Source organism: Nocardioides salarius, from assembly GCF_016907435.1.
Classification (GTDB): domain Bacteria; phylum Actinomycetota; class Actinomycetes; order Propionibacteriales; family Nocardioidaceae; genus Nocardioides; species Nocardioides salarius.
Genome location: NZ_JAFBBZ010000001.1, coordinates 3457509 through 3483414 on the forward strand (window position 1 = coordinate 3457509; position 25906 = coordinate 3483414).

The 25906-nt window shown below is 73.4% G+C and carries 24 protein-coding genes, 1 tRNA gene and 2 pseudogenes; 18 read left to right on the top strand and 9 right to left on the bottom strand.

The window, feature by feature from the left end; translation table 11 throughout:
- Window positions 1-44 precede the first annotated feature (44 nt).
- The 3 genes from JOE61_RS16545 to JOE61_RS16555 are packed head-to-tail and all read left to right on the top strand — an operon-like array spanning window position 45 to window position 7282.
- Window positions 45-3323: an ATP-dependent helicase gene (locus JOE61_RS16545; protein ID WP_193667243.1), complete on the top strand. Its 3279-nt coding sequence runs from the start codon at window positions 45-47 to the stop codon at window positions 3321-3323.
- Window positions 3320-6616 carry an ATP-dependent helicase gene (locus tag JOE61_RS16550; protein ID WP_307823065.1) on the top strand — a complete coding sequence of 1099 codons (3297 nt, stop codon included), beginning with the start codon at window positions 3320-3322 and terminating at the stop codon, window positions 6614-6616. The genes JOE61_RS16545 and JOE61_RS16550 overlap by 4 nt, the downstream gene beginning before the upstream one ends.
- Window positions 6617-6625: 9 nt before the next feature.
- Window positions 6626-7282 (top strand): SDR family NAD(P)-dependent oxidoreductase, encoded by a 657-nt coding sequence (locus JOE61_RS16555; protein ID WP_227491150.1) that lies wholly within the window; start codon window positions 6626-6628, stop codon window positions 7280-7282.
- On the opposite strand, the gene JOE61_RS16560 is transcribed toward JOE61_RS16555, so the two are convergent.
- Window positions 7270-8361, bottom strand: coding sequence for an NAD(P)-binding domain-containing protein (locus JOE61_RS16560; RefSeq protein ID WP_193667244.1), 1092 nt, complete (start codon window positions 8359-8361; stop codon window positions 7270-7272). The two genes, JOE61_RS16555 and JOE61_RS16560, sit on opposite strands and share 13 nt — an antisense overlap.
- A 63-nt stretch (window positions 8362-8424) precedes the next feature.
- Between JOE61_RS16560 and nudC the strand changes: the two genes are divergently transcribed.
- A complete protein-coding gene (gene nudC / locus JOE61_RS16565; protein WP_193667245.1) occupies window positions 8425-9333 on the top strand; it encodes an NAD(+) diphosphatase in 909 nt (302 codons plus the stop codon).
- A 24-nt stretch (window positions 9334-9357) separates the two neighbouring features.
- Here the strand turns inward: nudC and JOE61_RS16570 are convergent, their stop codons facing one another.
- Window positions 9358-9636, bottom strand: a complete 279-nt coding sequence (locus tag JOE61_RS16570) for a mycoredoxin (protein WP_193667246.1) — start codon at window positions 9634-9636, stop codon at window positions 9358-9360.
- 78 nt (window positions 9637-9714) lie between these two features.
- Here JOE61_RS16570 and JOE61_RS16575 point away from each other — a divergent pair, with 78 nt between their 5' ends.
- The 6 genes and pseudogenes from JOE61_RS16575 (at window position 9715) to JOE61_RS16600 (ending at window position 13246) form a co-directional block, all read left to right on the top strand.
- Window positions 9715-11757, top strand: coding sequence for an ATP-dependent helicase (locus tag JOE61_RS16575; protein WP_193667247.1), 2043 nt, complete (start codon window positions 9715-9717; stop codon window positions 11755-11757).
- A 158-nt stretch (window positions 11758-11915) separates the two neighbouring features.
- Window positions 11916-12113, top strand: a complete 198-nt coding sequence (locus JOE61_RS16580) for a hypothetical protein (RefSeq protein WP_193667248.1) — start codon at window positions 11916-11918, stop codon at window positions 12111-12113.
- A 125-nt stretch (window positions 12114-12238) separates the two neighbouring features.
- Window positions 12239-12520 (top strand): WhiB family transcriptional regulator, encoded by a 282-nt coding sequence (locus JOE61_RS16585; protein WP_193667249.1) that lies wholly within the window; start codon window positions 12239-12241, stop codon window positions 12518-12520.
- A 90-nt stretch (window positions 12521-12610) separates the two neighbouring features.
- Window positions 12611-12781 (top strand): annotated as a pseudogene (locus JOE61_RS16590) (putative WhiB-interacting protein); the annotation flags it as partial.
- 33 nt (window positions 12782-12814) lie between these two features.
- Window positions 12815-13009, top strand: a complete 195-nt coding sequence (locus tag JOE61_RS16595; protein WP_193667251.1) for a putative WhiB-interacting protein — start codon at window positions 12815-12817, stop codon at window positions 13007-13009.
- Between the two features lie 75 nt (window positions 13010-13084).
- Window positions 13085-13246, top strand: a complete 162-nt coding sequence (locus tag JOE61_RS16600; RefSeq protein ID WP_193667252.1) for a hypothetical protein — start codon at window positions 13085-13087, stop codon at window positions 13244-13246.
- A gap of 10 nt (window positions 13247-13256) precedes the next feature.
- Here the strand turns inward: JOE61_RS16600 and JOE61_RS16605 are convergent, their stop codons facing one another.
- Window positions 13257-14180, bottom strand: a complete 924-nt coding sequence (locus JOE61_RS16605) for a hypothetical protein (protein WP_193667253.1) — start codon at window positions 14178-14180, stop codon at window positions 13257-13259.
- Window positions 14181-14250: 70 nt separating this feature from the next.
- The gene (locus JOE61_RS16610) at window positions 14251-14409 is read right to left on the bottom strand and encodes a DUF5679 domain-containing protein (protein WP_011754982.1); all 159 of its coding nucleotides are present in this window, start codon (window positions 14407-14409) and stop codon (window positions 14251-14253) included.
- 84 nt (window positions 14410-14493) lie between these two features.
- On the opposite strand from JOE61_RS16610, the gene JOE61_RS16615 reads away from it, so the two are divergent.
- Window positions 14494-15546: a PHP domain-containing protein gene (locus JOE61_RS16615; RefSeq protein WP_307823066.1), complete on the top strand. Its 1053-nt coding sequence runs from the start codon at window positions 14494-14496 to the stop codon at window positions 15544-15546.
- 10 nt (window positions 15547-15556) lie between these two features.
- Complete coding sequence (locus JOE61_RS16620; RefSeq protein WP_193667254.1) at window positions 15557-16129, top strand: M48 metallopeptidase family protein; 573 nt, start codon at window positions 15557-15559, stop codon at window positions 16127-16129.
- Here JOE61_RS16620 and JOE61_RS16625 read toward each other — a convergent pair.
- Window positions 16078-16674: an NUDIX hydrolase gene (locus tag JOE61_RS16625; RefSeq protein WP_193667255.1), complete on the bottom strand. Its 597-nt coding sequence runs from the start codon at window positions 16672-16674 to the stop codon at window positions 16078-16080. The genes JOE61_RS16620 and JOE61_RS16625 overlap by 52 nt on opposite strands.
- Window positions 16671-18080: a zinc-dependent metalloprotease gene (locus tag JOE61_RS16630; protein ID WP_193667256.1), complete on the bottom strand. Its 1410-nt coding sequence runs from the start codon at window positions 18078-18080 to the stop codon at window positions 16671-16673. Before JOE61_RS16630 ends, JOE61_RS16625 begins: the two co-directional genes overlap by 4 nt.
- 76 nt (window positions 18081-18156) lie before the next feature.
- Between JOE61_RS16630 and JOE61_RS16635 the strand changes: the two genes are divergently transcribed.
- The 6 genes from JOE61_RS16635 to JOE61_RS16660 all read left to right on the top strand — a co-directional run bounded on the left by JOE61_RS16635 (window position 18157) and on the right by JOE61_RS16660 (window position 23913).
- Window positions 18157-18594: a molybdenum cofactor biosynthesis protein MoaE gene (locus JOE61_RS16635; protein ID WP_193667257.1), complete on the top strand. Its 438-nt coding sequence runs from the start codon at window positions 18157-18159 to the stop codon at window positions 18592-18594.
- Window positions 18595-18780: 186 nt separating this feature from the next.
- On the top strand, window positions 18781-19011 hold the full coding sequence (locus JOE61_RS16640) for a hypothetical protein (protein ID WP_193667258.1): 231 nt from the start codon (window positions 18781-18783) through the stop codon (window positions 19009-19011).
- 43 nt (window positions 19012-19054) lie between these two features.
- Window positions 19055-20104 (top strand): YlbL family protein, encoded by a 1050-nt coding sequence (locus tag JOE61_RS16645; protein ID WP_193667259.1) that lies wholly within the window; start codon window positions 19055-19057, stop codon window positions 20102-20104.
- A 26-nt stretch (window positions 20105-20130) separates the two neighbouring features.
- Window positions 20131-20703: a PPA1309 family protein gene (locus tag JOE61_RS16650; protein WP_307823068.1), complete on the top strand. Its 573-nt coding sequence runs from the start codon at window positions 20131-20133 to the stop codon at window positions 20701-20703.
- A gap of 34 nt (window positions 20704-20737) precedes the next feature.
- Entirely contained in the window at window positions 20738-23764 is a 3027-nt protein-coding gene (locus tag JOE61_RS16655) for a UPF0182 family membrane protein (RefSeq protein ID WP_193667260.1), read from the top strand.
- 75 nt (window positions 23765-23839) lie between these two features.
- Window positions 23840-23913, top strand: a tRNA-Met gene (locus JOE61_RS16660).
- A gap of 167 nt (window positions 23914-24080) precedes the next feature.
- Here JOE61_RS16660 and JOE61_RS16665 read toward each other — a convergent pair.
- From JOE61_RS16665 to JOE61_RS16675, 3 genes and pseudogenes are all read right to left on the bottom strand, one after another.
- Window positions 24081-25193 (bottom strand): tyrosine-type recombinase/integrase, encoded by a 1113-nt coding sequence (locus JOE61_RS16665; RefSeq protein WP_193667261.1) that lies wholly within the window; start codon window positions 25191-25193, stop codon window positions 24081-24083.
- A 92-nt stretch (window positions 25194-25285) separates the two neighbouring features.
- Window positions 25286-25570 carry a helix-turn-helix transcriptional regulator gene (locus JOE61_RS22710; protein ID WP_193667262.1) on the bottom strand — a complete coding sequence of 95 codons (285 nt, stop codon included), beginning with the start codon at window positions 25568-25570 and terminating at the stop codon, window positions 25286-25288.
- 43 nt (window positions 25571-25613) lie between these two features.
- Window positions 25614-25904, bottom strand: a pseudogene (locus JOE61_RS16675) (integrase core domain-containing protein); the annotation flags it as partial.
- Window positions 25905-25906: the final 2 nt, after the last annotated feature.

Here is a 25906-nt window from a genome sequence, read left to right on the forward strand (position 1 = left end):
CCGGGCCGCGGCGGCTGTCGGTGCCGGGTGGTCGAATGGTCGCCATGAGGAGCCCCGCCGCGACCACCACCTACCGGCTCGCCGCGCCGCAGCAGGCGGCGGCGGTGCCGACGCTCGACGAGCACCAGCGCCGGGTGCTGGAGCACCCGGGCGGGCCGCTGCTGGTGCTGGCGGGGCCGGGCACGGGCAAGACCACGACGCTGGTCGAGACGATCGTGCACCGCATCGAGCAGGGCGCCCGGCCCGAGCAGGTGCTGGCGCTGACGTTCTCGCGCAAGGCCGCCGAGCAGCTGCGCGACCGGGTCACCGCCCGCCTGGGCCTGACCTCGGCGGTGGCGATCGGCACCACCTTCCACTCCTTCGCCTACGGCCTGATCCGCCAGCACCAGCCGGCTGAGCTCTACGAGGGCCCGCTGCAGCTGCTCAGCGCCCCCGAGCAGGACGTCGTGCTCCAGCAGCTGCTCACCGACGCCCCCGAGTCGGTGCGCTGGCCCGAGGGGCTGCGCCACGCCGTCGGCACCCGCGGCTTCGCCGGCGAGGTGCACGCCGTGCTGGCCCGGGCCCGCGAGAAGGGGCTCGACGGCGAGGAGCTGCGCCGTCTGGGAGCCGAGTCCGGGCGCGCGGAGCTGGTCGCGGCCGGGTGGTTCCTCGACCAGTACCTCGACGTGCTCGACTCGCGCGGGGCCATCGACTACGCCGACCTCATCCGGCGGGCCGCGATCCTGGCCGAGGAGCACCGCGACGAGCTGCGCGCCACCTACCGCCACGTCTTCGTCGACGAGTACCAGGACACCGACCCCGGCCAGGTGGCGCTGCTCCAGGCGCTGGCCGGCGACGGGCGCGACATCACCGTGGTCGGCGACCCGCACCAGTCGATCTACGCCTTCCGCGGGGCCGAGGTGCGCGGCATCCTCGAGTTCCCCACCACCTTCCCCCGGCGCGACGGCAGCCCGGCGGGCACGGTCGTGCTGCGCGGCACGCGCCGCTTCGGCGCCTCGCTGCTGCGCTGCTCGCAGCGGGTCGCGGCGCGGCTGCCGCTGATCGGCACCATCGAGAGCGGGGCCCGCGACGACTTCCTGGCCCCGGTGCCGGTCGGCGACCACGGCGACGGGCGGGTGCAGGTGCTGACCTACGACACCGAGCGGGCCGAGGCCGAGCACCTCGCCGACCTGCTGCGCCGTGCCCACCTCGAGGACGGCGTCGCATGGGACGACATGGCCGTGCTGGTGCGCTCGGGGCGCACCTCGATCCCCGGGCTGCGCCGCTCGCTGCTGGCCGCCGGCGTGCCGGTGGAGGTCGCCGGCGACGACACCCCGCTGGTCGGCGAGCCCGCCGTGCGCACCCTCGTCGACGCGCTGACGGCGGTGCTGCACCTCGACGACGACGACCCGCGCAGCGTCGACCACCTCGACGCGCAGCACGCGCAGGCCCTGCTCCACTCCCAGCTGGCCGGTCTCGACGCGGCCGACGTGCGGGTGCTGGCCCGGCTGCTGCGCACGCGCGAGAAGCAGCGGGTCGCCGAGGCCGACGAGGGCGCGGCCCCGCGCAGCTCTCCCGAGCTGCTGCGCGCGGCCGTCGTCGACGAGGGCGTGCTCGACGACCTCGCCGGTGCCCCCGGCGCCGACCTGCCTGCGGTGGCGCGGGCCGCGCGACTGGCGCGCCTGCTGCGCGAGGCGCGCGTCCTGGTGGAGGAGGGGGCCTCGGCCGAGGAGCTGCTCTGGCACCTGTGGTCGGGCACCGACTGGCCGGCCCGCCTGCAGTCCGCCTCCACCCGCGGCGGCCAGGGCGGGCGCACCGCCCACCGCGACCTCGACGCCGTGTGCGCCCTCTTCGACGAGGCGGCCCGGGTCGAGGAGCGCCGCGGGCACACCGGCCTGGCCTCCTTCCTCTCCACCCTGGTGGCCCAGCAGATCCCCGCCGACACCCTGGCCGAGCAGGGCATCCGCGGCGAGGCCGTGCGGCTGCTGACCGCCCACCGCTCCAAGGGCCTCGAGTGGCGCCTGGTGGTCGTGGCACACGTGCAGGAGGAGGGCTGGCCCGACCTGCGCCGCCGCTCCACGCTGCTGCAGGCCGACCGGATCGGCAGCGGCCACCTGGTGCCCCCGACATCGGCGCGCGAGCTGCTCGCCGACGAGCGACGGCTCTTCTACGTCGCCTGCACCCGGGCCCGCGAGCGCCTGGTCGTGACGGCGGTCGCCTCGCCCGACGAGGACGGGGAGCAGGCCTCGCGCTTCCTCGCCGAGCTCGGCCCGACCCCCCAGCACGTGCAGGGGCGGCCCCGGCGGCCGCTGTCGCTGGCCGGGCTGGTCGCCGAGCTGCGGCGCACCGTCGCCGACGACACCCAGTCCGAGGTGCTGCGCCACGCGGCCGCCGAGCGCCTGGCCCGCCTGGGCGCCCAGCACCGCGAGGGCACGGCGTGGGTGCCGGCCGCCGACCCCGCCACCTGGTGGGGCACCCGCGCCTTCACCGCCTCCGCGCAGCCGGTGCGCGAGCCCGACGAGCCGGTGCGGCTCTCCGCCAGCGCGCTGACCACGCTCGAGCAGTGCCCGGCGAAGTGGTTCCTGGAGTCCGAGGCCGGGGGCGCGCGGGCCGCCACCCAGGCCCAGGGCTTCGGCAACGTCGTGCACGCCCTGGCCGACCGGATCAGCCGCGGCGAGGTCGACCTGTCGGGTCCCGACCCCGTCGAGGCGCTGATGGAGCACGTCGACGCCGTCTGGTCGCGCCTGCCCTTCCGCACCCCCTGGTCGGGCGGGCGCGAGCGCGAGGAGGTGCGCAAGGCCCTGACCCGGTTCCTGGCCTGGCACCAGCGCCCCGAGGCGCGCGAGGTGCTGGCCACCGAGCAGCGGATCAGCACCAGGGTCGAGCTGCCCGACGGCCAGCAGGTGCACCTGCACGGCTACGCCGACCGGCTCGAGGTCGACGCGGAGGGCCGGGTGGTCGTCATCGACCTCAAGACCAGCAAGTACAAGCCGACGGGGGAGGAGATCACGGTGCACCCCCAGCTGGGCCTCTACCAGCTCGCCGTCGAGCACGGCGCGGTCGACGAGGTCCTGACCGAGCGACGCGGCGAGCCCTCGTCCGCCCAGCCCGGCGGCGCCGAGCTGTGGCAGCTGCGCCACGAGGCGCGCGGCCGGCTGACCGTCCAGACCCAGGCGCCCCAGGAGCCCGACGAGCAGGGCGTCCGCACGATCGAGCACCAGCTGATGGCGGCCGCGCGAGCGGTGCGCGAGGAGGACTTCGTGGCCCGGCCCGGCAAGCACTGCGACTTCTGCGACTTCCAGCCCCTCTGCCCGGCCAAGACCTCGGGGACGGTCCTGTCGTGAGCACCGTCGAGAGCACCGTCGAGAGCGCCGTCGTGAGCGCGCCGTGCATCCGTGAGGTGCACACCCCCGAGGACCTGCGCCAGATCATGCAGGCCGACTTCCCGCCCAGCCCCGAGCAGTGGGAGGCGATCCGCGCGCCCCTCGAGCCGGCCGTCGTGGTGGCCGGCGCCGGCTCGGGCAAGACGACGCTGATGGCCGCGCGCGTGGTCTACCTCGTGGTGACCGGCCAGGTGCGCCCCGACGAGGTCCTCGGCCTGACCTTCACCACCAAGGCCGCCAGCGAGCTGCGCCAGCGCATCCGCGACGCCCTCGAGCGCGCCGGCTTCGGCCCGGGCGGCCACGACGGCCACGACGGCGGGGGGCGCGAGGCGCAGGACGAGGAGGCCGTCGAGCTGCTCGAGCCCACGGTGTCGACGTACAACGCCTATGCCTCGGCGCTGCTCTCCGAGCACGGTCTGCGCATCGGCCACGAGCCCGACACCCGGGTGATGGCCGACGCGTCGCGCTACCAGCTGGCCGCCCGGGTCATCGACCGGCACACCGGCCGCGTCGAGCTGCTCTCCGACAGCCCGCGCCACGTCATCGACTACGTGCTGCGCCTCGAGGGCGCGCTGAGCGAGCACCTGGTCGACGTCGCTGCCCTGCGCGCCTTCGACGCCGCGCAGGCGCCCCGCTTCGCCGAGGCGCTGCTGGCCGGGACGAAGAAGACCCGCGACGACGTCGCCAGCGCCTTCGCCCGCCGCGCCGAGGCCCTCGACCTGGTCGAGGAGTACCGCCGGCTCAAGCACGCGCTGGGGCTGATGGACTTCTCCGACCAGATCGCGCTGGCCGCCTGGTTGGCCGAGAGCCACGCCGAGGTCGGCGAGCAGGAGCGCGAGAAGTTCAAGGTGGTGCTGCTCGACGAGTACCAGGACACCTCGGTGGCCCAGGCCCGGATGCTGCGCCGGCTCTTCGGGGGCGGCCACCCGGTGATGGCGGTGGGCGACCCCAACCAGGCGATCTACGGCTGGCGCGGCGCGTCGGTCTCCAACATCCTGCGCTTCGGCGAGGACTTCCCCCGCGGCGACGGGGGCGAGGTGGCGCGGTTCCGGCTCAGCGTCAACCGCCGCTCCGACACCCGCATCCTCGACGTCGCCAACGCGCTGGCCGACCCGCTCTACCGCCAGTTCCCGATGGTGGCGCCGCTGCGCTCGGGCACCACCGCCCAGGGCGTCGTCGACGTGGCCGTGCACGAGACGTACGCCGAGGAGCTGGGCTGGCTCGCCGAGCAGGTGCAGGCGGCCCACCGGGCCGGGACGCCGTGGCGTGAGGTCGGGGTGCTGGTGCGCGACAACGCCCACGCCGCCGACGTCTTCGACGCGCTCAGCGCCGCCGAGGTGCCGGTGGAGATCGTGGGCCTCAGCGGCCTGCTGCGGCTGCCGGAGGTAGCCGAGGTGCTCGCGACGCTGACCCTGCTGGAGGACCTCACCGCCAACGCCGACCTGCTGACATTGCTGACGGGCCCGCGCTGGGCGGTGGGCCCGCGCGACCTGGCGCTGCTGGGCCAGCGCGCCGAGGAGCTCGCCGGGGCCCGGCGCGGGCGCGCGGGCGCCGGCGACCAGGCGCTGGGCCAGGAGCTCGAGCAGGCGGTCTCGGGCGCCGACCCCACCGAGGTGCCGGCGCTGTGCGACGCGCTCGACGACCCGGGCGAGCGGCCCTACTCGGCCGCGGCCCGTGAGCGCTTCGCCCTGCTGGCCGCCGAGCTGCGGATGCTGCGCGGGCACGTCGGCGAGCCGCTGCTCGAGCTGGTGCGCCGCATCATCGAGACCTGCGGCATCGACCTCGAGCTGGCCGCCTCGGTCAGCGAGGCGGCGCGGGCCCGCCGCGACAACCTCGACATCTTCGTCAAGGCGGTCGCGGACTTCCAGGCCATCGACGGCTCGGTGAGCCTGACCTCGCTGCTGGCCTGGCTGCAGGCCGAGGACGAGCTCGGCAACGGTCTCGACGCCGCCACCCCGTCGGAGGCCGACTCGGTCAAGCTGCTCACGGTGCACCGCGCCAAGGGCCTGGAGTGGGACGTGGTCTTCCTCGTCGGCACCTGCCGCGACAAGTTCCCGCACACCCGCAGCCGCGGCCTGTGGCCGCGCCGCCTCGAGATGCTGCCGACGCCGCTGCGCGGCGACGAGCGCGACCTGCCCCAGCTGCGCGGCCACGACGCCGAGGCGCTCAAGCGCCTCGAGACCGACACCAAGGAGCACGAGGCCACCGAGGAGCTGCGGCTGGGCTACGTGGCCTTCACCCGCGCGCGGCACCGGTTGGTCGTCTCGTCCTACGTGTGGACCGAGGGGCGCAAGGGCGGCCTGGGCCCCTCGCCCTACCAGGTCGTCGTGCGCGACTTCCTGGCGCTGGCCGACGTGGCGCCCCTGGCCTGGCGCGAGTGCCCCGACAAGAGCGAGGTCAACCCGCTGCTGCAGGCCGAGGTGCCCGAGCACCCCTGGCCGGTCACCGAGCACACCGCCGAGGCGCTGCGCCGGCTCGCGGCCGCCGAGCTCGTCGCCGAGGCCATCGACGAGCTCGAGTCCGGGCGGGGCGGCGCGTGGGACCAGCAGGCCGACCTGGTCGAGCGCTCGGTCCTCGACACCTGGGACGACGAGCTCGAGCGGCTCCTGGCCGAGGCACGGCGCGAGCGCAGCCCCGAGGTCGAGGTGCCGCTTCCGGGCAGCATCTCCGTGACCGCGCTGTCGCGGCTGCGCGACGACGCCGAGACGTTCGCGCGCGAGCTGGTCCGCCCGATGCCGCGCCCGCCGTCGCCGGCGGCCCGCTTCGGCACCCGCTTCCACGCCTGGGTCGAGGCCCGCTTCGGCCAGCAGCCGCTGCTCGACCCCGACGAGCTGCCCGGGCGCGGCGACGAGGGCATCGACGACGCGGCCGACCTCGAGGAGCTGGTGCGCCGCTTCGAGGAGGGCCCCTTCGCCGACCGGGTGCCCTACGCGGTCGAGGCGCCGTTCGCGCTGGTGCTCGCCGGGCAGGTGGTGCGCGGCCGCATCGACGCGGTCTTCCGCGAGCCGGACGGCTCGTTCCTGCTCGTGGACTGGAAGACCAACCGCCGCGCCGACGCCGACCCGCTCCAGCTCGCGCTCTACCGCACCGCGTGGGCCGAGCTCGAGGGCCTGGCGCCCGACGAGGTCCGCGCCGGCTTCTACTACGTGCGCACCGGCGACCTCGTCGAGCCCCTCGACCTTCCGGGCCGGGAACGGCTCGAGGCGCTGCTGACCGGGTCGGAGGGGGTCGGAGGGGGTCGTAGAGGGTCGTAGAGTCGGGGGATGAGCGTGGAGCAGCGGGTCGTCGTCGTGGTCGGGGCCGGTCCGGGCGTCAGCGGGTCGCTGGCGCGTCGCTGCGCCGCCGACGGCTGGGCGGTCGGCCTGGTCGGCAACGGCGAGAGCGCCCTCGAGGACCTGGCCTCGACGCTGGTGCCGGCGCGGGTCGAGCGCCGGGTCGCCGACGTCTCCGATCCGGTGACCGGGGGCGGGGCGGTCGCCGACCTGGGGCGCCGGCTGGGGCGCATCGACCTGCTGCACGTCAACCCGAGCGCCTACCGCGAGGCCGACCCGCTGCACCTCGACGTCGAGGGGCTGCTCGACGACGTGCGGCTCGGCGTCGGGGCGCTGCTGGTGGCCGTGCAGGCCGCGCACCCCTACCTGCGCCCGGGCTCGCGGGTCACCGTCACCGGCTCGATGGCCGCCGACGAGCCGTCGGCCGCAGCCGCGTCGTTGGGCGTGCAGAAGGCCGGCGTGCGCAACCTGGTGCGCTCCCTCGACGCGACCCTGGCCCCTGAGGGGGTGCGCGCGGTCTCGGTGACCGTGCGCGGCGCGCTGGCCCGCGAGGGCACCTTCAGCCACGACGCGGTCGCCGAGGCGATCTGGCAGGCCGCCCACCAGGAGGCCGCGGACTGGCGCCCCGAGGTGTCCTACCCGGCCTGAGCCGCGCCGTCGCGGCCCACACGCAGGGCGGAGACGACACCGGCGGCCGCGTGCCGCCCCGCCCGGTTGGCGCCGATGGTGCTGGCCGAGGGGCCGTAGCCGACCAGCTGCACCCGCGGGTCGTCGACCGCGGTGGTGCCGCGCCGGTCGAGCCGGATCCCGCCCTCGCGGGTGCGCAGGTGCAGCGGCGCGAGGTGGCGCACCGCCGGGCGGAAGCCGGTGGCCCACAGCACTGCCTGGGCCGGCTCGAAGCGGCCGCCGGCCCAGCGCACGCCGTCGCGCTCGAGCGAGGCGAACATCGGCTGCCGGTCGTAGGCGCCGAGCGCGGCCGCGGCCCGCTCCTGCTCGCGCAGGGCCAGCCCGGTCACGCCCACCACGCTGGCGGGCGGCAGCCCGCGGCGCACCCGGTCCTCGACCAGCGCCACCGCGGCCCGCCCGGCCTCGCTGGTGAAGTCGTCGGTGCGCCACACCGGCTCTCGCCGGGTGACCCACAGGGTGTCGGTGACCAGCGCGACCTCGCCGAGCAGCTGCACCGCCGAGGCGCCGCCGCCGACGACGACGGTGCGGCGGCCGCGGAACGCCTCCGCGCCGGGGTAGTCGCGCGTGTGGACCTGGAGCCCGGCGAACCCGGCGGCGCCGGGGTAGGCCGGCACGTAGGGCTGCGACCACGTGCCCGAGGCGTTGACCAGCGTGCGGGTCAGCCAGGTGCGCTCGCCGGCGTGCACGCTCAGCAGTGCCCCGGGGCCGTCGGTGACCCGGTCGACGCGCACCGGGCGCAGCACCGGCAGCGCGTGCCGGCGCTCGTAGTCGGCGAAGTAGGCCGGCACCGCACGGTTGGCCGGCCGGTCGTCGCGGCCGGGCGCCCCGGGCCCGGTCGCCGGGGCGCGGGGGTCGTGCGGGAGCTCGTGCACGCCGTGCACGTCGGCCATCGACAGCGAGTCCCAGCGGTGCTGCCACGCGCCGCCCGGGGCCGCGGCGGCGTCGAGCACCAGGTGCCGGACGCCGCGCCTGCCCAGGTGGAAGGAGGCCGAGAGCCCCGCCTGGCCGGCGCCGACCACGATGCTGTCCCAGATCTCCACCCCGGTGGAACGCGCCCCGGGGTCCCGGTGTTCCGGGCCGTCCCGCGCGCTACCGTCGCGCCCGTGAGCTACCCGCACCAGATGATGGCCGCCGACCCGCACGACCGCGTCGCGCTGCACCGCACCGACGACGCCTGGCTCGACGAGCGCTGGGCCGACCCGGGGAGCCGGGTCCTGGTGGTCTCGGGCACCCGCATCCGCCCTGTCGAGGGCCGCGTCGAGTGGGTGGCGCCGGCTGAGGCACCCGAGGGCCTGCGGGTGCTGCTGGGGGAGTGGGAGGGCCGGGCCTGGTTCGCGGTCGTGACCGACGCGGGCCTCTCGCGCCAGGGCGAGGGCTGGGTGCCGCTGCGCGGGCTGCTGCCCTCGCTGGCCGACGACGCGCTGGCCTACGCCCCCTTGGTCTTCCACGCGCTGGGCCTGGCCGAGTGGCTCTTCGTGACCCGCTTCTGCCCGCGCTGCGCGGGCGACCTCGAACCCCGCAAGTCCGGCCACGAGCTGGTGTGCACGCGCTGCGGCAAGACGCAGTTCCCGCGCACCGACCCCGCGGTGATCATGGTCGTCGCGCACGGCGAGCCGGGCAGCGACGACGAGCGCTGCCTGCTGGGGCGCCAGTCGGTGTGGCCCGAGGGCCGGTTCTCCACGCTGGCCGGCTTCTGCGAGCCCGGCGAGAGCCTCGAGGACGCGGTGCGCCGCGAGGTCCTCGAGGAGACCGGCGTCCAGGTCGGCGAGGTCACCTACTTCGGCAACCAGCCGTGGCCGCTGCCGGCGAGCCTGATGGTCGGCTTCACGGCCCGGGCGACCAGCACCGCCATCGAGGTCGACCACGACGAGCTCGAGGACGCGCGCTGGTTCACCCGTGCCGAGATGCGCGAGCAGGCCGAGACCGGCAGGCTGGTGCTGCCGGGCGGGGTCTCCATCAGCCGCTCGCTGGTCGAGCACTGGTACGGCGGCCCGCTGCCCGGCCACTGGTGAGGCGCGCCCGGCCTGGCCGCGCGGTCAGGCCAGGGCGGCCAGCTTGTCCTTGACCTGCACCAGGGAGGGGTTGGTCATCGCGCTGCCGTCGGAGAAGACCAGCGTCGGCACCGTCTGGTTGCCGTTGTTGACCTCCATGACGACGTCGGCGGCCGCGGGGTCCTGCTCGATGTCGACGATGGTGAAGGGGATGCCCTCGCGGTCGAGCTGCGACTTCAGGCGGTGGCAGTAGCCGCACCACGGGGTGCTGTACATCGTGAACCCGGTCGTGGGGGTGGTCTCCACAGGTGCTTCGGTGCTCATCTCGGGCTGTCGCCTCCGGCATCTAGGGTGTGATCGGTCCCCACACCAACCACGTCCGAAGCGGAGTTGTTCCCCCTGATGCCCGACCCCGACGCCCTGCTCACCGCGCTCGACCCCGAGCAGCGCCAGGTCGCGGAGGCGCTGCGCGGCCCGGTGCGGGTGCTGGCCGGTGCCGGCACCGGCAAGACCCGGGCGATCACCCACCGCATCGCCTACGGCGTCGCCTCGGGGGTCTACACCCCCACCGAGGTCCTCGCGGTCACCTTCACGACCCGCGCGGCCGGCGAGATGCGCCAGCGGCTGCGCTCGATGGGTGCCGGTGCGGTGCAGGCGCGCACCTTCCACGCCGCCGCGCTGCGCCAGCTGCGCTACTTCTGGCCCCACGTGCACGGCACCGAGCTGCCCCGCCTGACGGAGTCGAAGATCCCGCTGCTGGCCGGCGCCGCCCGCCGCCAGCGGCTGCGGGTCGACCAGGCGCTGCTGCGCGACCTGGCCTCCGAGGTCGAGTGGGCCAAGGTCAGCAACGTCCACCCCGACGACTACGCCCGGGTCGCCACCCGACGCGGGCGCAGCGTCACCGGTCACGACGCCGAGACCGTCGCGCGGGTCTTCGCCGCCTACGAGGACGTCAAGCGCGGCGAGGGCCGCATGGACATGGAGGACATCCTGCTGCTGACCGCCGGGATGCTCGCCGAGGACGAGCGGGTGGCCGCGCAGGTGCGCCGTCAGTACAAGTACTTCGTCGTCGACGAGTTCCAGGACGTCTCGCCGCTGCAGTCGGCGCTGCTGGACCTGTGGCTTGGCGGGCGCGACGAGCTGTGCGTGGTCGGCGACCCCGCGCAGACCATCTACTCCTTCGCCGGCGCCGACGCCGACTACCTGCGCGACTTCCCCACCAAGCACGCCGGCACCACGTCGGTCGAGCTGGTCCGCAACTACCGCTCGACCCCCGAGGTCGTCTCCGCGGCCAACGCGCTCCTCGAGGGCTCGGCCACCACCAGCGTCTCGCTGCGCTCCCAGCGCCCCTCGGGCCGCGCGGTCGACTACCGCTCGGCCTCCGACGAGGTCGCCGAGGCCGAGGCGGTCGCCGCGCGGATCCTGCAGCTGCGCGAAGCGGGCACCTCCCTGGGCGAGGTCGCCATCCTGTTCCGCATCAACGCCCAGTCCGAGACCTTCGAGGAGGCGCTGGCCGCGCGCAAGATCCCCTACGTGATCCGGGGCGCGGCCCGCTTCTTCGACCGCCCCGAGGTGCGCGAGGCGGTGACCCGCATCCGCGGCGCCGCGCGCAGCGGCGAGGGAGAGGAGCTCGTCGAGCTCGTGCGCTCGACGCTGGCCGGGATGGGCTGGACCTCGGCGCCGCCGACCGGGCGGGGCCAGACCCGGGACCGCTGGGAGTCCTGGCAGGCGCTGGTCGACCAGGCCGAGGAGTTCGCGGCAGGGGAGGGCAAGGGCCACGCCGACCCCGCCGGCGCCTTCGTCGACGACCTCGACCGCCGCGCCGCCGAGCAGCACGCCCCGGTGGCCGAGGGCGTCACCCTGGCCACCTTCCACGCCGCGAAGGGCCTGGAGTGGGACCACGTCTTCCTCTGCGGGCTGCAGGACGGCACCCTGCCCATCACCTACGCCGACACCCCGGCGGCGGTCGAGGAGGAGCGCCGGCTGCTCTACGTCGGCATGACCCGCGCACGGCTCGAGCTCTCGTGCTCGTGGTCGCTGGCGCGCAACCCCGGCGGCCGGGGCTCCCGCAAGCCCTCGCGGTTCCTCGACCCGCTGCTGCCCGACGAGGCCCGACCGCGGCCCGCGGGGTCGACGCGGGCCGGTCGCGCGATGAGCTGCCGCGAGTGCGGGACCCCGCTGCGCACCCCGGCCGACAAGAAGCGGGCGCGGTGCGAGGACTGCCCGGCCTCCTACGACGAGGAGCTCTACGAGCGGCTGCGCGAGTGGCGCAAGGAGCGCGCCGGCGAGGAGAAGGTGCCGGCCTTCGTGGTCTTCTCCGACGCCACCCTCGAGCTGATCGCCGAGCAGAAGCCGCAGACCCCCGAGGCGCTGCTGCGCATCAGCGGGATCGGGCGCCAGAAGCTCGACCGCTACGGCGAGGACGTGCTCGGCCTCGTGGGCTGAGGGGGGCGTTTCACGCCCCGCTGACGGGGTGCCGAGAAAGTTCTCGAGAAATAGTCAATAAATGGTTTGCCCCTTACACGAGGGGACCGCTAGTTTACTCAGCACCAGCAAACGCGCACCTGGGCAGTGACGACGCCCGCGCACGAGACCACGAGGAGGTGGAGCAGATGTTCAGCACTCAGATCGCGATGACGGCCATGACCGCCGCGACGACTGCGCGCCCGTACGGCACCCTCCTGCCCACGTCCGGTCACGTCGTCGATCGTGACCGTCGTGGCGTCATCGGCGCCGTGAAGGGCCAGGCCGGCTTCGCCGCCGCCCGGGGGACCTCTGCCTGGAGACCACCGACCTGCTGAGAGCAGTCGTCGAGAGCCTCCAGGCCGCGGAACCCGAAACCGGGATCCGCGGCCTTTGTCTTTGCCACCAGCGGCCCACCCAGTTGTTTCCCACCCGCTACCAGGTCGACGAGGAGGTGACATCCATGACCATCAGCGTTCTCGACCGCGTCGCCGAGGCCCTGCCCGCCGAGCAGATGCCCTGCCGGGTCGCCAACCCCGAGCTCTGGTTCGCCGAGTCCCCCCAGGACGTCGAGCGTGCCAAGGCGCTCTGTCTCGACTGCCCCGTGCGCCAGCTGTGCCTGGCCGGGGCCCTCGAACGGCGTGAGCCCTGGGGCGTGTGGGGCGGTGAGCTCTTCCTCCAAGGCGTCGTGATCCCGCGCAAGCGGCCCCGAGGTAGGCCCCGCAAGGACGAGCAGGCGGCCTGAGCCCCCAGCAGCACCGTCCCGCAGCACCCTCCCGCAGCACCCTCCCGCAGCACCCTCCCGCAGCACCCATGCACCAGTCACAGAGAGACGACCACCATGCACATCCAGCCAGACACCCTCGCCGCGGCGCAGATCAGCGCCCGGCTCGACGAGGCAGGACGACGGCGACGCCATCACGAGCTGGCTCGCGCGCACCGCTTCAGCCGACGTGCTGAGCGTGCCGCGGCCCAGGCCCGCACCGCCTTCGCCCGGGCGCTCTGAGCGCCACCACCTCGTCTGGGAGACAGAGACACCATGACCACGCACACGAACCGGAGCAACGACATGAGCTTGATGAACGAAGATCTGGCCCGCGCACAAATGGCCGCGCGCCTGGGAGAGGCGCATTCCCTTCGCCGCGGCCACCAGCTGGCCCGGGCCCAGCGACTGAGCCGCAAGGCCGAGGCCGCCGCCCAGCAGGCGCGCCTGGCCCTCGCCCGGGCGCTGTAGCAGCACGGAGCCGGGCACGACACCCGTCGTGCCCGGCTCCTGCGCGTCCGCGTCGCGCCACCTAGGGTGGAGGCCATGCGCACGTGTGACTTCTGCGGCCGGCAGGAGGACGACGAGGCCGCCACCTTGTCGTGGTCGACCGCCGTCGAGCGTGGGCGCACCCGCGTCTTCTGCGACACCTGCTCGCGCGAGCACCTGCGCGCCATGGAGGGCAAGCTCGACTCCGAGTGGTGGTGAGCAGGGCCGCTCAGGCCGAGGACAGCTCGTCCCACGCGCAGCCGCAGTGCGGGTGGCGCAGCAGGGCCGAGCGGACCGGCACCAGGTCGGGGCCCAGGGCCGTGGTCGCCGACCAGGTCGAGGGCCGCTGCCCGTCGAGGTGGCGCACCACGTCACGCACCGCCCACGCCACCGCCAGCCGCCGCAGCACGGGGTCGCTGGGCTCGGGAGCAGCAGCAGGCGCCCGCGCGCGCTGGGCGTGCTGGGCCAGCACGACCGCCCGGCGCGGGTCGCGGTCGCCGGCGTGCGCGTCGAGGCAGCGCAGGCAGGCCGTGCGCCCCGGCACCACGAACGGCCCGACCACGTAGGTCTCGAGGTGCGCGGTCACCAGGAGGTGTGCCACCTGCTCGCGCACCAGGTCGTCGACCAGCTCACGGTCGGGCTCGGAGCCGACCAGCAGGGCCAGGGTCGGCGGCCCGCCGCCGGGGGAGCACACCCCGACGCCCGACTCGCGCAGCACTGCGACGACCTCGGCGCAGGTGCCCGGCTCGCCCAGCACCTGCACCCGGGCCCGCGCGCGCTCGCGCAGGCGCCGGGGTGCGTCGACCGGGGCCTCGCAGAACGACGCGGCCACCCCGGCCGCGTCGGGTCCGCCGCCCTCCCGCGCCTCCCGCAGGCCGGCGGCGAGCTCGTCGGCGTCGACCAGCAGCCCGGCCGCGGCCAGCAGCGCCAGCGCGCTCGCCCGGCGTGGACAGGGCGGCGGAGCGGCACCCGGCCCGGGGGCCTCGAGCGAGCGCAGCAGGGTGCGCACCTCGGGGTGGTCCTCCAGCACCACGCGCCGCGGCGCGGCCAGGCCGACCTGGAGGTGCCGGTCGTCGCGGCGGTAGACGCCGACGCCGGGCAGCAGCCGGGGCCGCGCGGGCAGTACCGATGGCAGTACCGGTGGCAGGCTCATGTGCCATTCCTACCGACTCCGCGCCGGCGCCGCCCCGGCTCTCCACAGGGCCGGTCTGGGCCGGTCTGGGTCAGGCCTTCCCGAGGATGCGGTTGAGGTTGGTGCCGCAGACCGGGCACACGGCCTTGGCCATGCGGGTGCCCTTGTCGTTGACCTTGACCTCGCCCTCCGCCTCGCGCTTCTCCTTGCACTTCACGCAGTAGAACTCGCCGCTCCAGGTCTCCGCCATGACGGCCTCCTCGTTGTCTGACTCGGGTCGCCGCGGCGGGTGCCGCCGGGCCGCCACGACCCTACGGCACCTAGGCTGCCCGGTGTGGCCGACCAGACCAGCCAGGAGCCGTACGACGAAGGACCGGTCGCCGCGCTGCGCCGGATCGCCTTCCTGCTCGAGCGTGGTCGCGAGGACACCTACAAGGTCAAGGCGTACCGCGGCGCGGCCGCGGCGATCCTGCCGATGGGCGAGGACGCGGTGGCCGCCGCGGTCGCCGACGGCACCCTGCGCCGCGTCGACGGCGTGGGTGCCAGCACCGCGACGGTCATCGAGCAGGCGGTGCGCGGGCAGCGTCCCGACCGGCTGGTGCGGGCCGAGGCCGAGCACGGCGGGCCGCTGGTGGAGGGCGGCGAGGAGCTGCACGCGCTGCTGCGCGGCGACCTGCACTCGCACTCCGACTGGTCCGACGGGGGCTCGCCGATCGAGGAGATGGCCTTCAGCGCCATTGAGCTCGGCCGGGAGTACCAGGTGCTCACCGACCACTCGCCCCGCCTCAAGGTCGCCCGTGGGCTCTCCGCCGAGCGGCTCGCCCGCCAGCTCGACGTGGTCGACGCGGTCAACGACCACCTGGCCGGCACCGGCTTCACGCTGCTCAAGGGCATCGAGGTCGACATCCTCGACGACGGCTCGCTCGACCAGAGCGACGAGATGCTCGACCGCCTCGACGTGCGGGTGGCCAGCGTGCACTCCAAGCTGAAGATGGAGCCCGAGGCGATGACGCGCCGGATGATGGCAGCGGTGCGCAACCCGCGCGTCGACGTGCTGGGCCACTGCACCGGCCGCCTGGTCACCGGCGGACGCGGCACCCGCGCCGAGTCGACCTTCGACGCGCGCGCGGTCTTCGAGGCCTGCGCCGAGAGCGGCACCGCCGTCGAGATCAACTCCCGCCCCGAGCGGCGCGACCCCCCGACCCGGCTCCTCGAGCTGGCCCGCGACCTGGGCTGCCTGTTCTCCATCGACACCGACGCCCACGCCCCGGGGCAGCTCGACTTCCTGGCCTACGGCGCCCAGCGCGCCGAGGCGGCCGGGATCGATCCGGAGCGGATCGTCAACACCTGGCCCAAGCAGCGCCTCCTGGAGTGGGCGAGCAGCTAACCTTCGGGGCATGGCGGTCCTGCCGGACTCCCGGCCAGACGACGACCCGCGCTCGGGGTCGGTCCCGTCCTGCCCGCCCGAGGTCGAGGTACGCCGCTCGGCCCGACGCCGCCGCACCGTGTCGGCGTACCGCGACGGCGGCCGGATCGTGGTGCTGGTGCCGGCCTCGCTGACCCGCGCCGAGGAGGCCGACTGGGTCGCGACCATGGTGGCGCGCATCGAGCGCTCCGAGCAGCGGCGCCGGCCCAGCGACGACGACCTGATGGATCGCGCGCGCAACCTGTCGGACCGCTACCTCGGCGGGCTCGCGGTGCCCGAGTCGGTGCGCTGGGTGGAGAACCAGTCGACGCGCTGGGGGTCGTGCACGCCGGGGGAGCGGACCATCAGGATCTCCTCGCGGCTGCAGCACATGCCGCAGTGGGTCGTCGACTACGTCATCGTGCACGAGCTGGCGCACCTGGTGGAGACCCACCACAACGAGCGGTTCTGGGCCTGGGTCGACAACTACCCGCAGGCCGAGCGTGCGAAGGGCTACCTGATGGGCTGGTCGGCGGCGCGCGACGAGGGCGACGAGCCCGACTGAGCGCCCAGGCGCGCACGGGCCAGCCGCACCAGCTCGACCAGGTCGGCCTCGGGGTCGGGCAGCGCGTCGACCGGCCACCACCGCAGGTCGAGGGACTCCTCGCTGAGCGCGTGCTGCTCGTCGGCGGCGAGCGCCACGAACCGTACGTCGAGGTGGTGCACCGGGCGCTCGGACGGGCCGCCGCAGAAGGGGACCGGGTGGGCGCTGAGCTGCACCGGGACCGGGTCGAGGCGCAGGTCGCCCAGCCCGGACTCCTCGGTGGCCTCGCGCAGCGCGGCCGCGGCCAGGCTCGGGTCGGCGTCCTCGCAGTGCCCGCCGAGCTGGAACCAGCGCCGCGCCTTGGCGTGCAGGGTCAGCAGCACCCGTTGGCGGTCGGCGCTGAGCACCAGGGTGCTGGCCGTCAGGTGGTCGGGGCGCCCCTCGCGGCGCAGCGCGTCGGGGTCTGCGCGCAGCTGCGCGACGTAGCGCTCACGCAGCTCCTCCTGGCCGGCGTCGGGGGCCGACCAGCCCGAGAGCAGCGCCAGCGCGTCGGCGTGCAGGCTCACTCGGCCTGGTCGCCGCGCTGCTCGTCGTCCGGCTCGTCGTCCGACTTCTCGCCACCGAGCAGCTTGGCCAGCTCGGCGTCGAAGTCGGCCTCGCTCAGCGCCTCGGGCGCGCTCGCCTCGTCGCGGAAGCCGAGCGGGTCGTCGAGGTCGGCCGAGGTCGGCAGCAGGTCGGGGTGGGTCCACACGCCGTCACGGGCCTCGGCGCCCTGGCGGGTGCGCAGCGAGCCCCACAGGGTGGAGGCGTCGCGCAGCCGGCGCGGCCGCAGCTCGAGGCCGACCAGCGCCGCGAAGGTCTCCTCGGCGGGGCCGCCGGCGGCGCGGCGGCGGCGTACGGCCTCCTGCAGCTTGGCAGCGGCCGGCATCTTGGCCTCGGTGGCCTGGCCCACCACCTCGTCGACCCAGCCCTCGACGAGGGCGAGCACGATCTCGAGGCGCTCGAGCGCGGCCACCTGCAGCGGCGACTTGGGCAGGTCGAAGAGCCCGCCCTCGAGCAGCTGCTTCACCGACTCGGGGTTGCTGGGGTCGACGCCGCGCATTTGCTCCTCGAGGCGCTCCTGGATGGCCTCGGTGTTGATGTCGATGCCGCGCCCGTAGTCCTTGACCGCACCGAGCACGTGCTCGCGCAACCACGGCACGCTGCCGTACAGGCGCTGGTGGGCGGCCTCGCGCAGGGCCAGGTAGAGCAGCACGTCGTCGTAGCCCACGTCGAGGCCCTCGGCGAACGCCTCGATGTTGGCCGGCAGCAGCGCCGCACGGCCGGCGGGCGCGAGCGGCAGCCCGACGTCGGAGACGGAGAGCACCTCGGAGGCCAGGGTGCCGATGCCCGAGCCGGCCTGGGTGGCCAGCATCGAGCCCATGAAGGTGCCGAGCATGCCCAGCAGCGGGCCGCCCATGGCCTGCGCCTCCTCGGGCAGGGCGCCCGAGAGCGACTGGGTGGACTGCGCGGCGACCGGCTCGACCAGGCCGCGCCAGACCTCCTGGGTGCCCACGACCCACTCGGCGCGGCTCCAGGCGCTGGTGCTGGTGATCGCCGAGGGCAGGTCGGTGGCGGCGTCGAGCCAGTGGTCGGCCAGCCCCAGGGCGTCGGCGACCGCGTCCTTCTGGCGCTGCGACGGGCTGGGGTCGGGCTGCTGGGCCACGGTCTTGCGGGCGGTGTCGACCGCGAGGTCCCAGTTGACCGGGCCGTCGTAGGGCTGCATCAGCGACTGGATCTGGCTCATGATCTGGTTGAGGTCGGGCATCTTGCCGCCGAACATCGCGCTCAGGTCGGGCATCTGCCCGCCGGCGCCGCCCATGGCGCCCATCGGGCCGCCGGCACCGAAGAGGTGCTCGAACGGCGTGCCCTTGAAGGGGTTCTGCTGCTCGTCGTCGCCGTCTCCGGGGCCGTCCGCAGGCTTGTCAGTCATGGGGCCAGGCTACGCCGGGGCGCCCAAGGCCGGCAGGCCCCGGTGGGGGCACGCCGGCACGCCGTAGGCTCGGGTCGTGACCAGCAGCACGCCCCCTGTCGTCCGCCTCGTCGACCTGCGCGAGACCCCGCTCGAGGTCGAGGAGGTGCTGGCCGCGCTCGACGACGACGCCGCCGGCGGCCTGACCCTCTTCGTGGGCCGGGTGCGCGACCACGACGGCGGCAAGGGCGTCGTGGGTCTCGACTACTCCGCCCACCCCACCGCCCTGGACCGGCTGCGCCAGGTGTGCGAGCAGGTCGCGGCCGACCACGACGTGCAGGGCGTCGCCGCCCTGCACCGCACCGGCTCGCTGGCCATCGGCGACGTCGCCGTCGTGGTGGCCACCGTCGCCAGCCACCGCGGCCAGGCCTTCGCCGCCTCCCGCGACCTCATCGACACCCTCAAGTCCGAGGTGCCGATCTGGAAGCACCAGCGCTTCACCGACGGCCAGGACGAGTGGGTCGGCACCCCCTGACCCTCCGTCGGTCGAGCAGTGACGAGCGCCAGCGAGGAGCGTCGCCGAGACCCGGTGAGGGACGCGCCCTGCGTACGCCGATCGGTTGCGGGGTCTCGGCGACGCTCGAGCCTTCGGCCCTCGCTGCTCGACCGACGGTCGGCGTGGCAGCCGGGGGGAGCCGAGCGGGGTCCCTAGCCTGGGGGAGTGGAGATCCTGCTGTGGCTGCTGCCGGCCGTGCTGGTCACGGTCGCGGCGATGTGCTGGGTCGGCTGGGCCGGGCGCGACCCGCGGGAGGTCGACCGCGAGGTGATGGTGCGCCGCCTGGCCAAGGGGATGGCCAGGGAGACGCCGCTGCGCTACGCCGCCCCCCGCCCCGAGCGCGACCGCAGCACCGGCATCGCCGTGCGCCCCTCCCGGGCTCGCAAGGCCTCATGACCTGCTGACCAGCGCTCTTGGGGCGTGATGAGATGGTGTGGCCATGAGCCAGCGACTGATCGCCGCCCTCGTCGCGGCGCCGTTGGTGCTCGCGCTGTTCGTCGCGGCCTGGTTCACCTCCCTGCCCTACGCCACCTACCAGCCCGGTCCGACCGTCGACGTGCTCGACCAGCCCGACGGCTCCGAGACGATCCGGGTGCGGGGCGTGAAGTCCTACCGCGACGCCGGTGAGCTGCGCCTGACCACCGTCAGCGTCAGCCCGGTGGGCAAGCGGCTCTCGCTGCCCGAGCTGATGTGGGCGTGGTTCGACGAGGAGGAGGCGGTGCTGCCCTACGACTACGTGCACCCCGACGACGTCACCGCCGAGGAGGACGAGCGCCAGGGGGCGGTGTCGATGGTGACCTCGCAGGACGTGGCGATCGCCAACGCCCTGGAGGCCCTCGACTACGAGGTCGAGTCGGCGCTGCAGGTCGCCTACGTCGTGCCCGACAGCCCCGCCGACGGCGAGCTCGAGGTGCGCGACGTCGTGCTGCGCGTCGACGGCCGGGCGGTGGAGTCGCCGCAGATGCTGGTCGACGCCATCCGCGACACGCCCTCGGGGGAGTCGGTGACCCTGCAGGTCGAGCGGGACAACGAGCGACGAGACGTCGAGCTGACCCCCGAGGAGGACCCCGAGGACGGCGTGCAGCGCGTCGGGTTCACCCCCGGTCAGGGCTTCCGCTACCCCTTCGACGTCTCGGTCAACATCGACCCCAACATCGGCGGGCCCAGCGCCGGGCTGATGTTCGCGCTGGGCATCTACGACACCCTCACCGAGGGCTCCCTGACCGGGGGCGGCACCGTGGCCGGCACCGGCACCCTCGACCTCGAGGGGGCCGTGGGCCCGATCGGCGGCATCCAGCAGAAGATCGCGGGTGCCGAGCGCGACGGCGCCGAGCTCTTCCTGGTGCCCCCCGACGACTGCGACGAGGCGCTGGGTGTCGACGACGGCAGCCCGCGCCTGGTGCGCGCCGAGACCTTCGAGAGCGCCCTGGGCGCGGTCCAGGCCTGGGCCGACGACCCCGACGCCGATCTTCCGAGCTGCGAGGACTGATGACCGACCCTGTGGACGAGACGCCCGTGGACGAGACCCCCGTGCCCCCCGACCAGCTGGCCGACCTCGACGTCGACCCCGCGCTGGCCGCGGCGGTGCTCGAGATCGAGAAGCACGCCAGCGAGGCCGGCTGGGACCAGCCGGCCCGGCTCTTCGCGCTCGTCGACACCGCCCAGCTGGTGGCCCACGAGCCCCAGCTGGCCGCCGCCATGGGCCTCGACGACTCCTCCGAGCGCGGTTCGCTGACCTCCGTCGAGCAGGACCAGCTCGACCCCTCCCAGCAGCTGGAGCGGGTCCTCGAGACCATCACCTGGCCCGCCCAGGTCACCGGCTGCGCCGCGGTCGTCGAGCGGCTCGTGCTGCCGCCCGAGGCCGACGCCGAGCTGCCCGAGGACCCCGACGAGGCGGCGGCGTACGCCCGCGAGCACCCGGCGCGCCAGGAGCTGCGGATGGTGGCCGGGGTGACCCGCGAGGGCTCGCGCTACTGCGCCATGCGCTTCCGCAGCCACGACGACGACACCAAGGTGGTCGGCGGGGCCGAGCTCGTGCCGGCGCTCCTGGAGCTGCTGGACGCCACCCTCACCGACGACGACCAGTGACGACCCACCAGATGAACGACGAGAGGCACCACCCGTGAGCGAGACCTTCGGCCCCGAGCCGCCGGCAGCCGCCCCCCAGGCACCTGCGACCAACGGGCGCTCGCGCGCCCTGGTGATCACCGCCGGCGTCCTCATCGCGCTGTTCTTCGCGCTGACGACGTTCTCGGGCTTCTACACCGACCGCCTCTGGTACACCTCCGGCGGCTACGGCAGCGTCTTCTCCACCATGCTGTGGACCCGGGTGGCGCTGTTCGCGGTCTTCGGCCTGGTGATGGCGGCCGTCGTCGCGCTCAACGTGGTGCTCGCCTACCGGCTGCGCCCGGTCTTCGCGGGCATGGGCGACACCAACGGGATGGGTCGCTACCGCGACGCCATCACCCCGATCCGGCGCTGGGTGGTGCTGGGCGTGGCCGTGGTCCTCGCCCTCTTCTCCGGCACCTCGGGCGCCGGCGCCTGGCGCACCTACCTCCTGTGGCGCAACGGCAGCGAGTTCGGCACCCAGGACGCGCAGTTCGGCCGCGACATCGGCTTCTTCGTCTTCGACCTGCCCTGGCTGCACTTCCTGGTCGACTTCGCCATGGCGGTCTTCGTGGTCTCGCTGCTGGCCGCGGCGCTGACCCACTACCTCTACGGCGGCATCTCGCTGCAGTCTCCGGGGGAGCGGCTGAGCGGGGCCGCGCAGGCGCAGCTCTCGCTGCTGCTGGGCCTCTTCGTGCTGGCCAAGGGTGCCGACTACTGGCTCGACCGCTTCGACCTGGTTAGCCAGTCCGGGGCGTTGATCACCGGGATCACCTACACCGACGACAACGCGGTGCTGCCGGCCAAGAACATCCTGCTGGGCATCTCGGTCATCTGCGCGGTGCTGTTCTTCCTCAACGTGTGGCGCCGCACCTGGATGCTGCCCTCGGTCGGCATCGCGCTGCTGGCGCTCTCGGCGATCCTGCTGGGCGTCATCTGGCCCGGCATCGTCCAGCAGTTCCAGGTCAACCCCTCCGAGCCCAACCGCGAGCGCGACTACATCGCCCGCAACATCGAGGCGACCAGGGCGGCCTACGACCTCGAGGACGTCGAGGTCGAGCCGTTCTCGCCCGACAACACCCTGGGCTCGTCGCTGGCCCAGCTCGACGGCGAGACCAAGTCGATCCCGCTGGTCGACCCGCAGGTGGTGCGCCCGGCCTTCGAGCAGACCCAGCAGGTGCGCGCCTACTACTCCGTGGCCGACGTCCTCGACGTCGACCGCTACGACATCGACGGCACCGAGCGCGCCCTGGTGCTCGGCGTGCGCGAGCTGAACCCCGAGGGTGTGCCGGAGCAGAACTGGGCCAACCTGGCCACCGTCTACACCCACGGCAACGGCATCATCGCCGCCTACGCCAACCAGCGCGACCGCTCCGACAGCGAGCAGGTCGACACCGAGGACGCCGGCGCCAACGAGGTCGGCATCGAGTGGGCGCAGGGCACCCAGAGCAACGAGCAGGATCTCCTGGAGGCCACGGGCGGCTTCGAGCAGAGCGTCTACTACGGCGAGCAGAGCCCGACGTACTCGGTGGTCGGCAAGGCGGAGGAGGGTGACCCGGACGTGGAGCTCAACCTGCCCGTCGTGGGTGCCGAGGACGACGCCACGGTCACGACGTACCAGGGTGACGGCGACGCGCCCGTCGGCGGGTTCTTCAACAAGCTGATGTTCGCCATCAAGTTCGGGGAGCCGAACTTCGTGCTCTCCGAGCGGGTCAACTCGGGCTCGAAGGTGCTCTACGACCGCAACCCCAGCCAGCGCGTCGAGAAGGTCGCGCCCTGGCTGACGGTCGACTCCGACCCCTACCCGGCCGTGGTGGACGGGCGGATCGTCTGGATCCTCGACGGCTACACCGTCACCGACCGCTACCCCGGCTCGGAGCGGGAGTCGTTCGAGGAGATGACCGACGACGCCCTGGCCCAGGAGACCGCCGGCCTGCAGACGCTGCCGACCGACGAGATCAACTACATGCGCAACGCGGTCAAGGCCACCGTCGACGCCTACACCGGCAACGTCACGCTCTACGAGTGGGACACCGAGGACCCGATCCTCAAGGCCTGGCGGGGCGCCTTCCCGGGCACGGTGGAGCCGCGCGAGGAGATCAGCGAGGAGCTGATGAGCCACCTGCGCTACCCCGAGGACTTCTTCAAGGCACAGCGCTACCAGTTCGCCCGCTACCACGTCACCGACCCCGGTGACTGGTACCAGAGCAACAACCGGTGGGAGGTGCCCGAGGACCCCGACGTCAGCGGGACCTTCCAGGCGCCGTACCGCCTCTTCGTCGACAACCCGGCAGCGGAGGGCAGCGACGAGAGCTTCGCGCTGACCTCGGTCTACGTGCCCTACCAGAAGAACAACCTGGCCTCGTTCGTGTCGGTGAACTCCGACGCGACCAGCGAGCAGTACGGCGAGATGAGCGTGCTGGAGCTGCCCAACGAGCAGACCCCGGGTCCTGCGCTCGTGGCCAACCAGTTCTCCTCCGACCAGGACGTCGCCGACGCCATCGCCCAGTTCAACCGTTCGGGCGCCCGGGTGATCCGCGGCAACCTGCTGACGCTGCCGGTCAACGACGGGCTGATGTACGTCCAGCCGGTCTACGCGCTGCGTGAGCTCTCGGACGCCAGCTTCCCGATCCTGCGCTACGTGCTGACCAAGTACGGCGACAACATCGGGCTGGGCACGACGCTGCGCGACTCGCTGGAGGACCTGATCCGCTCCTCCGGCGTGACCCCGAGCAACACCGGTGACGGCGGCAACGGGGGCGGCAACGGCGGCGGTGACGGTGGCGAGACCGGGGGAGAGGCTCCCAGCGGGACCGTGCCCGAGCAGATCGACCGGTTGCTGCAGCGCGCCGAGACCGCGTTCAACGCGGCCGACGAGGCCATCGCCGACGGTGAGCTGGGCGAGTACCAGCGCCAGGTGACCATCGCCCAGGACGCGATCGCCGACGCGCTGGCGCTGACCGGCACCGCTGACGAGACCGCTGACGAGACCGCCGACGAGACGGGCGACGGCACCGCCGAGGAGTCGGGCGGCGAGGGCTGAGACCCACCTCACGGACCCCGGGGCGCATCCGATTTGGAGGCGCCCCGGGGCCTTGTGTAAGTTGGTGATCACCGACGCGGGGTGGAGCAGCTCGGTAGCTCGCTGGGCTCATAACCCAGAGGTCGCAGGTTCAAATCCTGCCCCCGCTACAAGAAAGTGGCCCCTGACCTGCGGAAACGCAGTGCGGGGGCCACTTAGCTTCTTGAGCCACATAGCTTTGTGCCGCGTTTATGTCCCGGAAACCTCCGCGTTGGCATGCCACTGTGGTCCCGGGGTTGGGGCCAGGCTGGCGCTCGAGGCGGCCGCCTGGGCGACGTCAGACGTCCGATTTGGTCGTCGTGGCTTTGCCGGCGAAGGACTGAAGGATGTGCGTCACGTCGGGTGTCGTCCTGTCCTTCTCGATGTAGAACTCTTTGGTGATCGCGTCTGAGGAGTGGCCGAGAACGCGGGCCGCGGTGTCCGAGTCGACTAGGCGGTCGATCAAGGTCGCGACGGTCTTGCGGAAGGTGTGTGGCGTCACCCAGTCGAAGCCTGTGTCTGCTCGGATTGTGCGCCACCGCCGCTCGATGTTGCCGACTTGGTGCCATGTGCCGTTGCGGGTGGCGAAGACGGCGTTGTAGTGATTCGGTCGTTGCTCGACACGTCGCCTCATCAGAACATCGACTGCGAACGGCGGCAGGGCGATGGTGCGCTTCGAAGAATCGGACTTCGGCTTGGGCTTGCGGTAGGTGCCCTTTCCCGTCTCCGTCTTGATCGTGCCGCTGATAGACACGGTCGGTGGCGTCGCACTCAAGTCGATGTCCGTCCATCGGATGGCGAGTACTTCTCCGATCCGGCAGCCCGTGGCGAGTAGCAGGTCAATGATGTCGGGCATGTCCTGGTTCGGCTTCGGACCGGGCCGCTTCTTGGTCATCCAGGAGTCCACGGCAGAGCGGACGGCGTTAAGGTCCTCCACCGAGAGCGCTTGGACGTCCTTCTTCTGGCCTCGAAGCCGTGATGTGGAGGAGACCGGGTTGGCTGGGAGCGCGTCGTCGATGACCGCGGCGTCAAACATCATCTTGAGGACCGTCTTGGTCTTCTTGCGGCGGCTGTGGGAGTCCTGCGACCTGATTAGCCGTTCCAGGCGCCCAGCTGTTGCCTCCCGCAGGCGGATGTTGCCGATGGCTGGATTGATGACGTTCTCGATGACGCGTTGGTATTCGTTTGCGGTAGTTGCTTCGGAGCGCTGTTCGGCGCGATACAGCGAGAGCCAGATGTCGGCCACCTGGCTGATTCGCATGTCGGGGCCGATGAGGTCGCCGGACGGGGCGCTTCGGTCGGCGATCTTGGTCTTGAGTTCTCGCACTGCGGCGGCGGCGCTTCGACCGGTCCCCTTGATCTCGCGCGTGACGCCGTCGAAGTCTCGGAAGCGGGTTCGCGCGCGGTACACGCCAGGGCGTACCTCGTTCGTTGTGATGCTCCCGAATGTTCCGATGGGGAGCGGGGGGCGAGCCATGTGCCTTCCTTCTTGACCTCTGAGCGCTAGCGATGCCGCGGACGGGAGCGTCGTGACATGGAACCTAGTGTGCGGGATGTTGCTTGCTGGTCGCCCCCCGAGCGTCGACCCCCATCGTCGATGTCCGTTTCCGCCTGGAGGTCCAGGGTCTCGGCGTGGGCCTCGATCCATGCATCGAGATCGGAACGGCGGTACCGCAATGCGCCGCCGGCCTTCACCGCGCGTGGTCCGAATCCCGGGCGTCGCGTGCGCCAGGTATAGAGCGTCGACTTAGCGATCCCGATGTAGGCAGCCGCCTGGGCAATGTTCATTGTCGCAGGGGGGGACTGCTGCACGAGTAGGTGACAGGTCGGGTCACGCAGCCTGAGCTGCTGGTGTGGTCATGATGGTCTCGTACTCGATGGGGGTCAATCGGCCGAGCGAGGCCTGCCGACGACGTCGGTGGTAGGCCCGTTCGATCCAGGTCACGATCGCGATCCGCAGCTCCTGGCGGGTGGCCCAGGAGCGCCGGTCCAGGACGTTCTTCTGCAGCAGCGCGAAGAAGCTCTCCATGGCGGCGTTGTCGCCGGCGGCGCCGACGCGGCCCATGGATCCGACCATGTGGTGGCGGTTCAGCGCGTGCACGAATTTCCTGCTGCGGAATTGAC

Excerpts from the sequence above, each read along its gene's own strand:
- JOE61_RS16605 (WP_193667253.1), bottom strand. The coding sequence starts at position 14,180 with ATGAGCCTGCCACCGGTACTGCCATCGGTACTGCCCGCGCGGCCCCGG.
- JOE61_RS16570 (WP_193667246.1), bottom strand. The coding sequence starts at position 9,636 with ATGAGCACCGAAGCACCTGTGGAGACCACCCCCACGACCGGGTTCACG.
- JOE61_RS16620 (WP_193667254.1), top strand. The coding sequence starts at position 15,557 with ATGGCGGTCCTGCCGGACTCCCGGCCAGACGACGACCCGCGCTCGGGG.
- JOE61_RS16585 (WP_193667249.1), top strand. The coding sequence starts at position 12,239 with ATGACCATCAGCGTTCTCGACCGCGTCGCCGAGGCCCTGCCCGCCGAG.
- JOE61_RS16610 (WP_011754982.1), bottom strand. The coding sequence starts at position 14,409 with ATGGCGGAGACCTGGAGCGGCGAGTTCTACTGCGTGAAGTGCAAGGAG.
- JOE61_RS16595 (WP_193667251.1), top strand. The coding sequence starts at position 12,815 with ATGACCACGCACACGAACCGGAGCAACGACATGAGCTTGATGAACGAA.
- JOE61_RS16630 (WP_193667256.1), bottom strand. The coding sequence starts at position 18,080 with ATGACTGACAAGCCTGCGGACGGCCCCGGAGACGGCGACGACGAGCAG.
- JOE61_RS16555 (WP_227491150.1), top strand. The coding sequence starts at position 6,626 with ATGAGCGTGGAGCAGCGGGTCGTCGTCGTGGTCGGGGCCGGTCCGGGC.
- JOE61_RS16545 (WP_193667243.1), top strand. The coding sequence starts at position 45 with ATGAGGAGCCCCGCCGCGACCACCACCTACCGGCTCGCCGCGCCGCAG.
- JOE61_RS22710 (WP_193667262.1), bottom strand. The coding sequence starts at position 25,570 with ATGAACATTGCCCAGGCGGCTGCCTACATCGGGATCGCTAAGTCGACG.
- JOE61_RS16575 (WP_193667247.1), top strand. The coding sequence starts at position 9,715 with ATGCCCGACCCCGACGCCCTGCTCACCGCGCTCGACCCCGAGCAGCGC.
- JOE61_RS16645 (WP_193667259.1), top strand. The coding sequence starts at position 19,055 with ATGAGCCAGCGACTGATCGCCGCCCTCGTCGCGGCGCCGTTGGTGCTC.
- JOE61_RS16600 (WP_193667252.1), top strand. The coding sequence starts at position 13,085 with ATGCGCACGTGTGACTTCTGCGGCCGGCAGGAGGACGACGAGGCCGCC.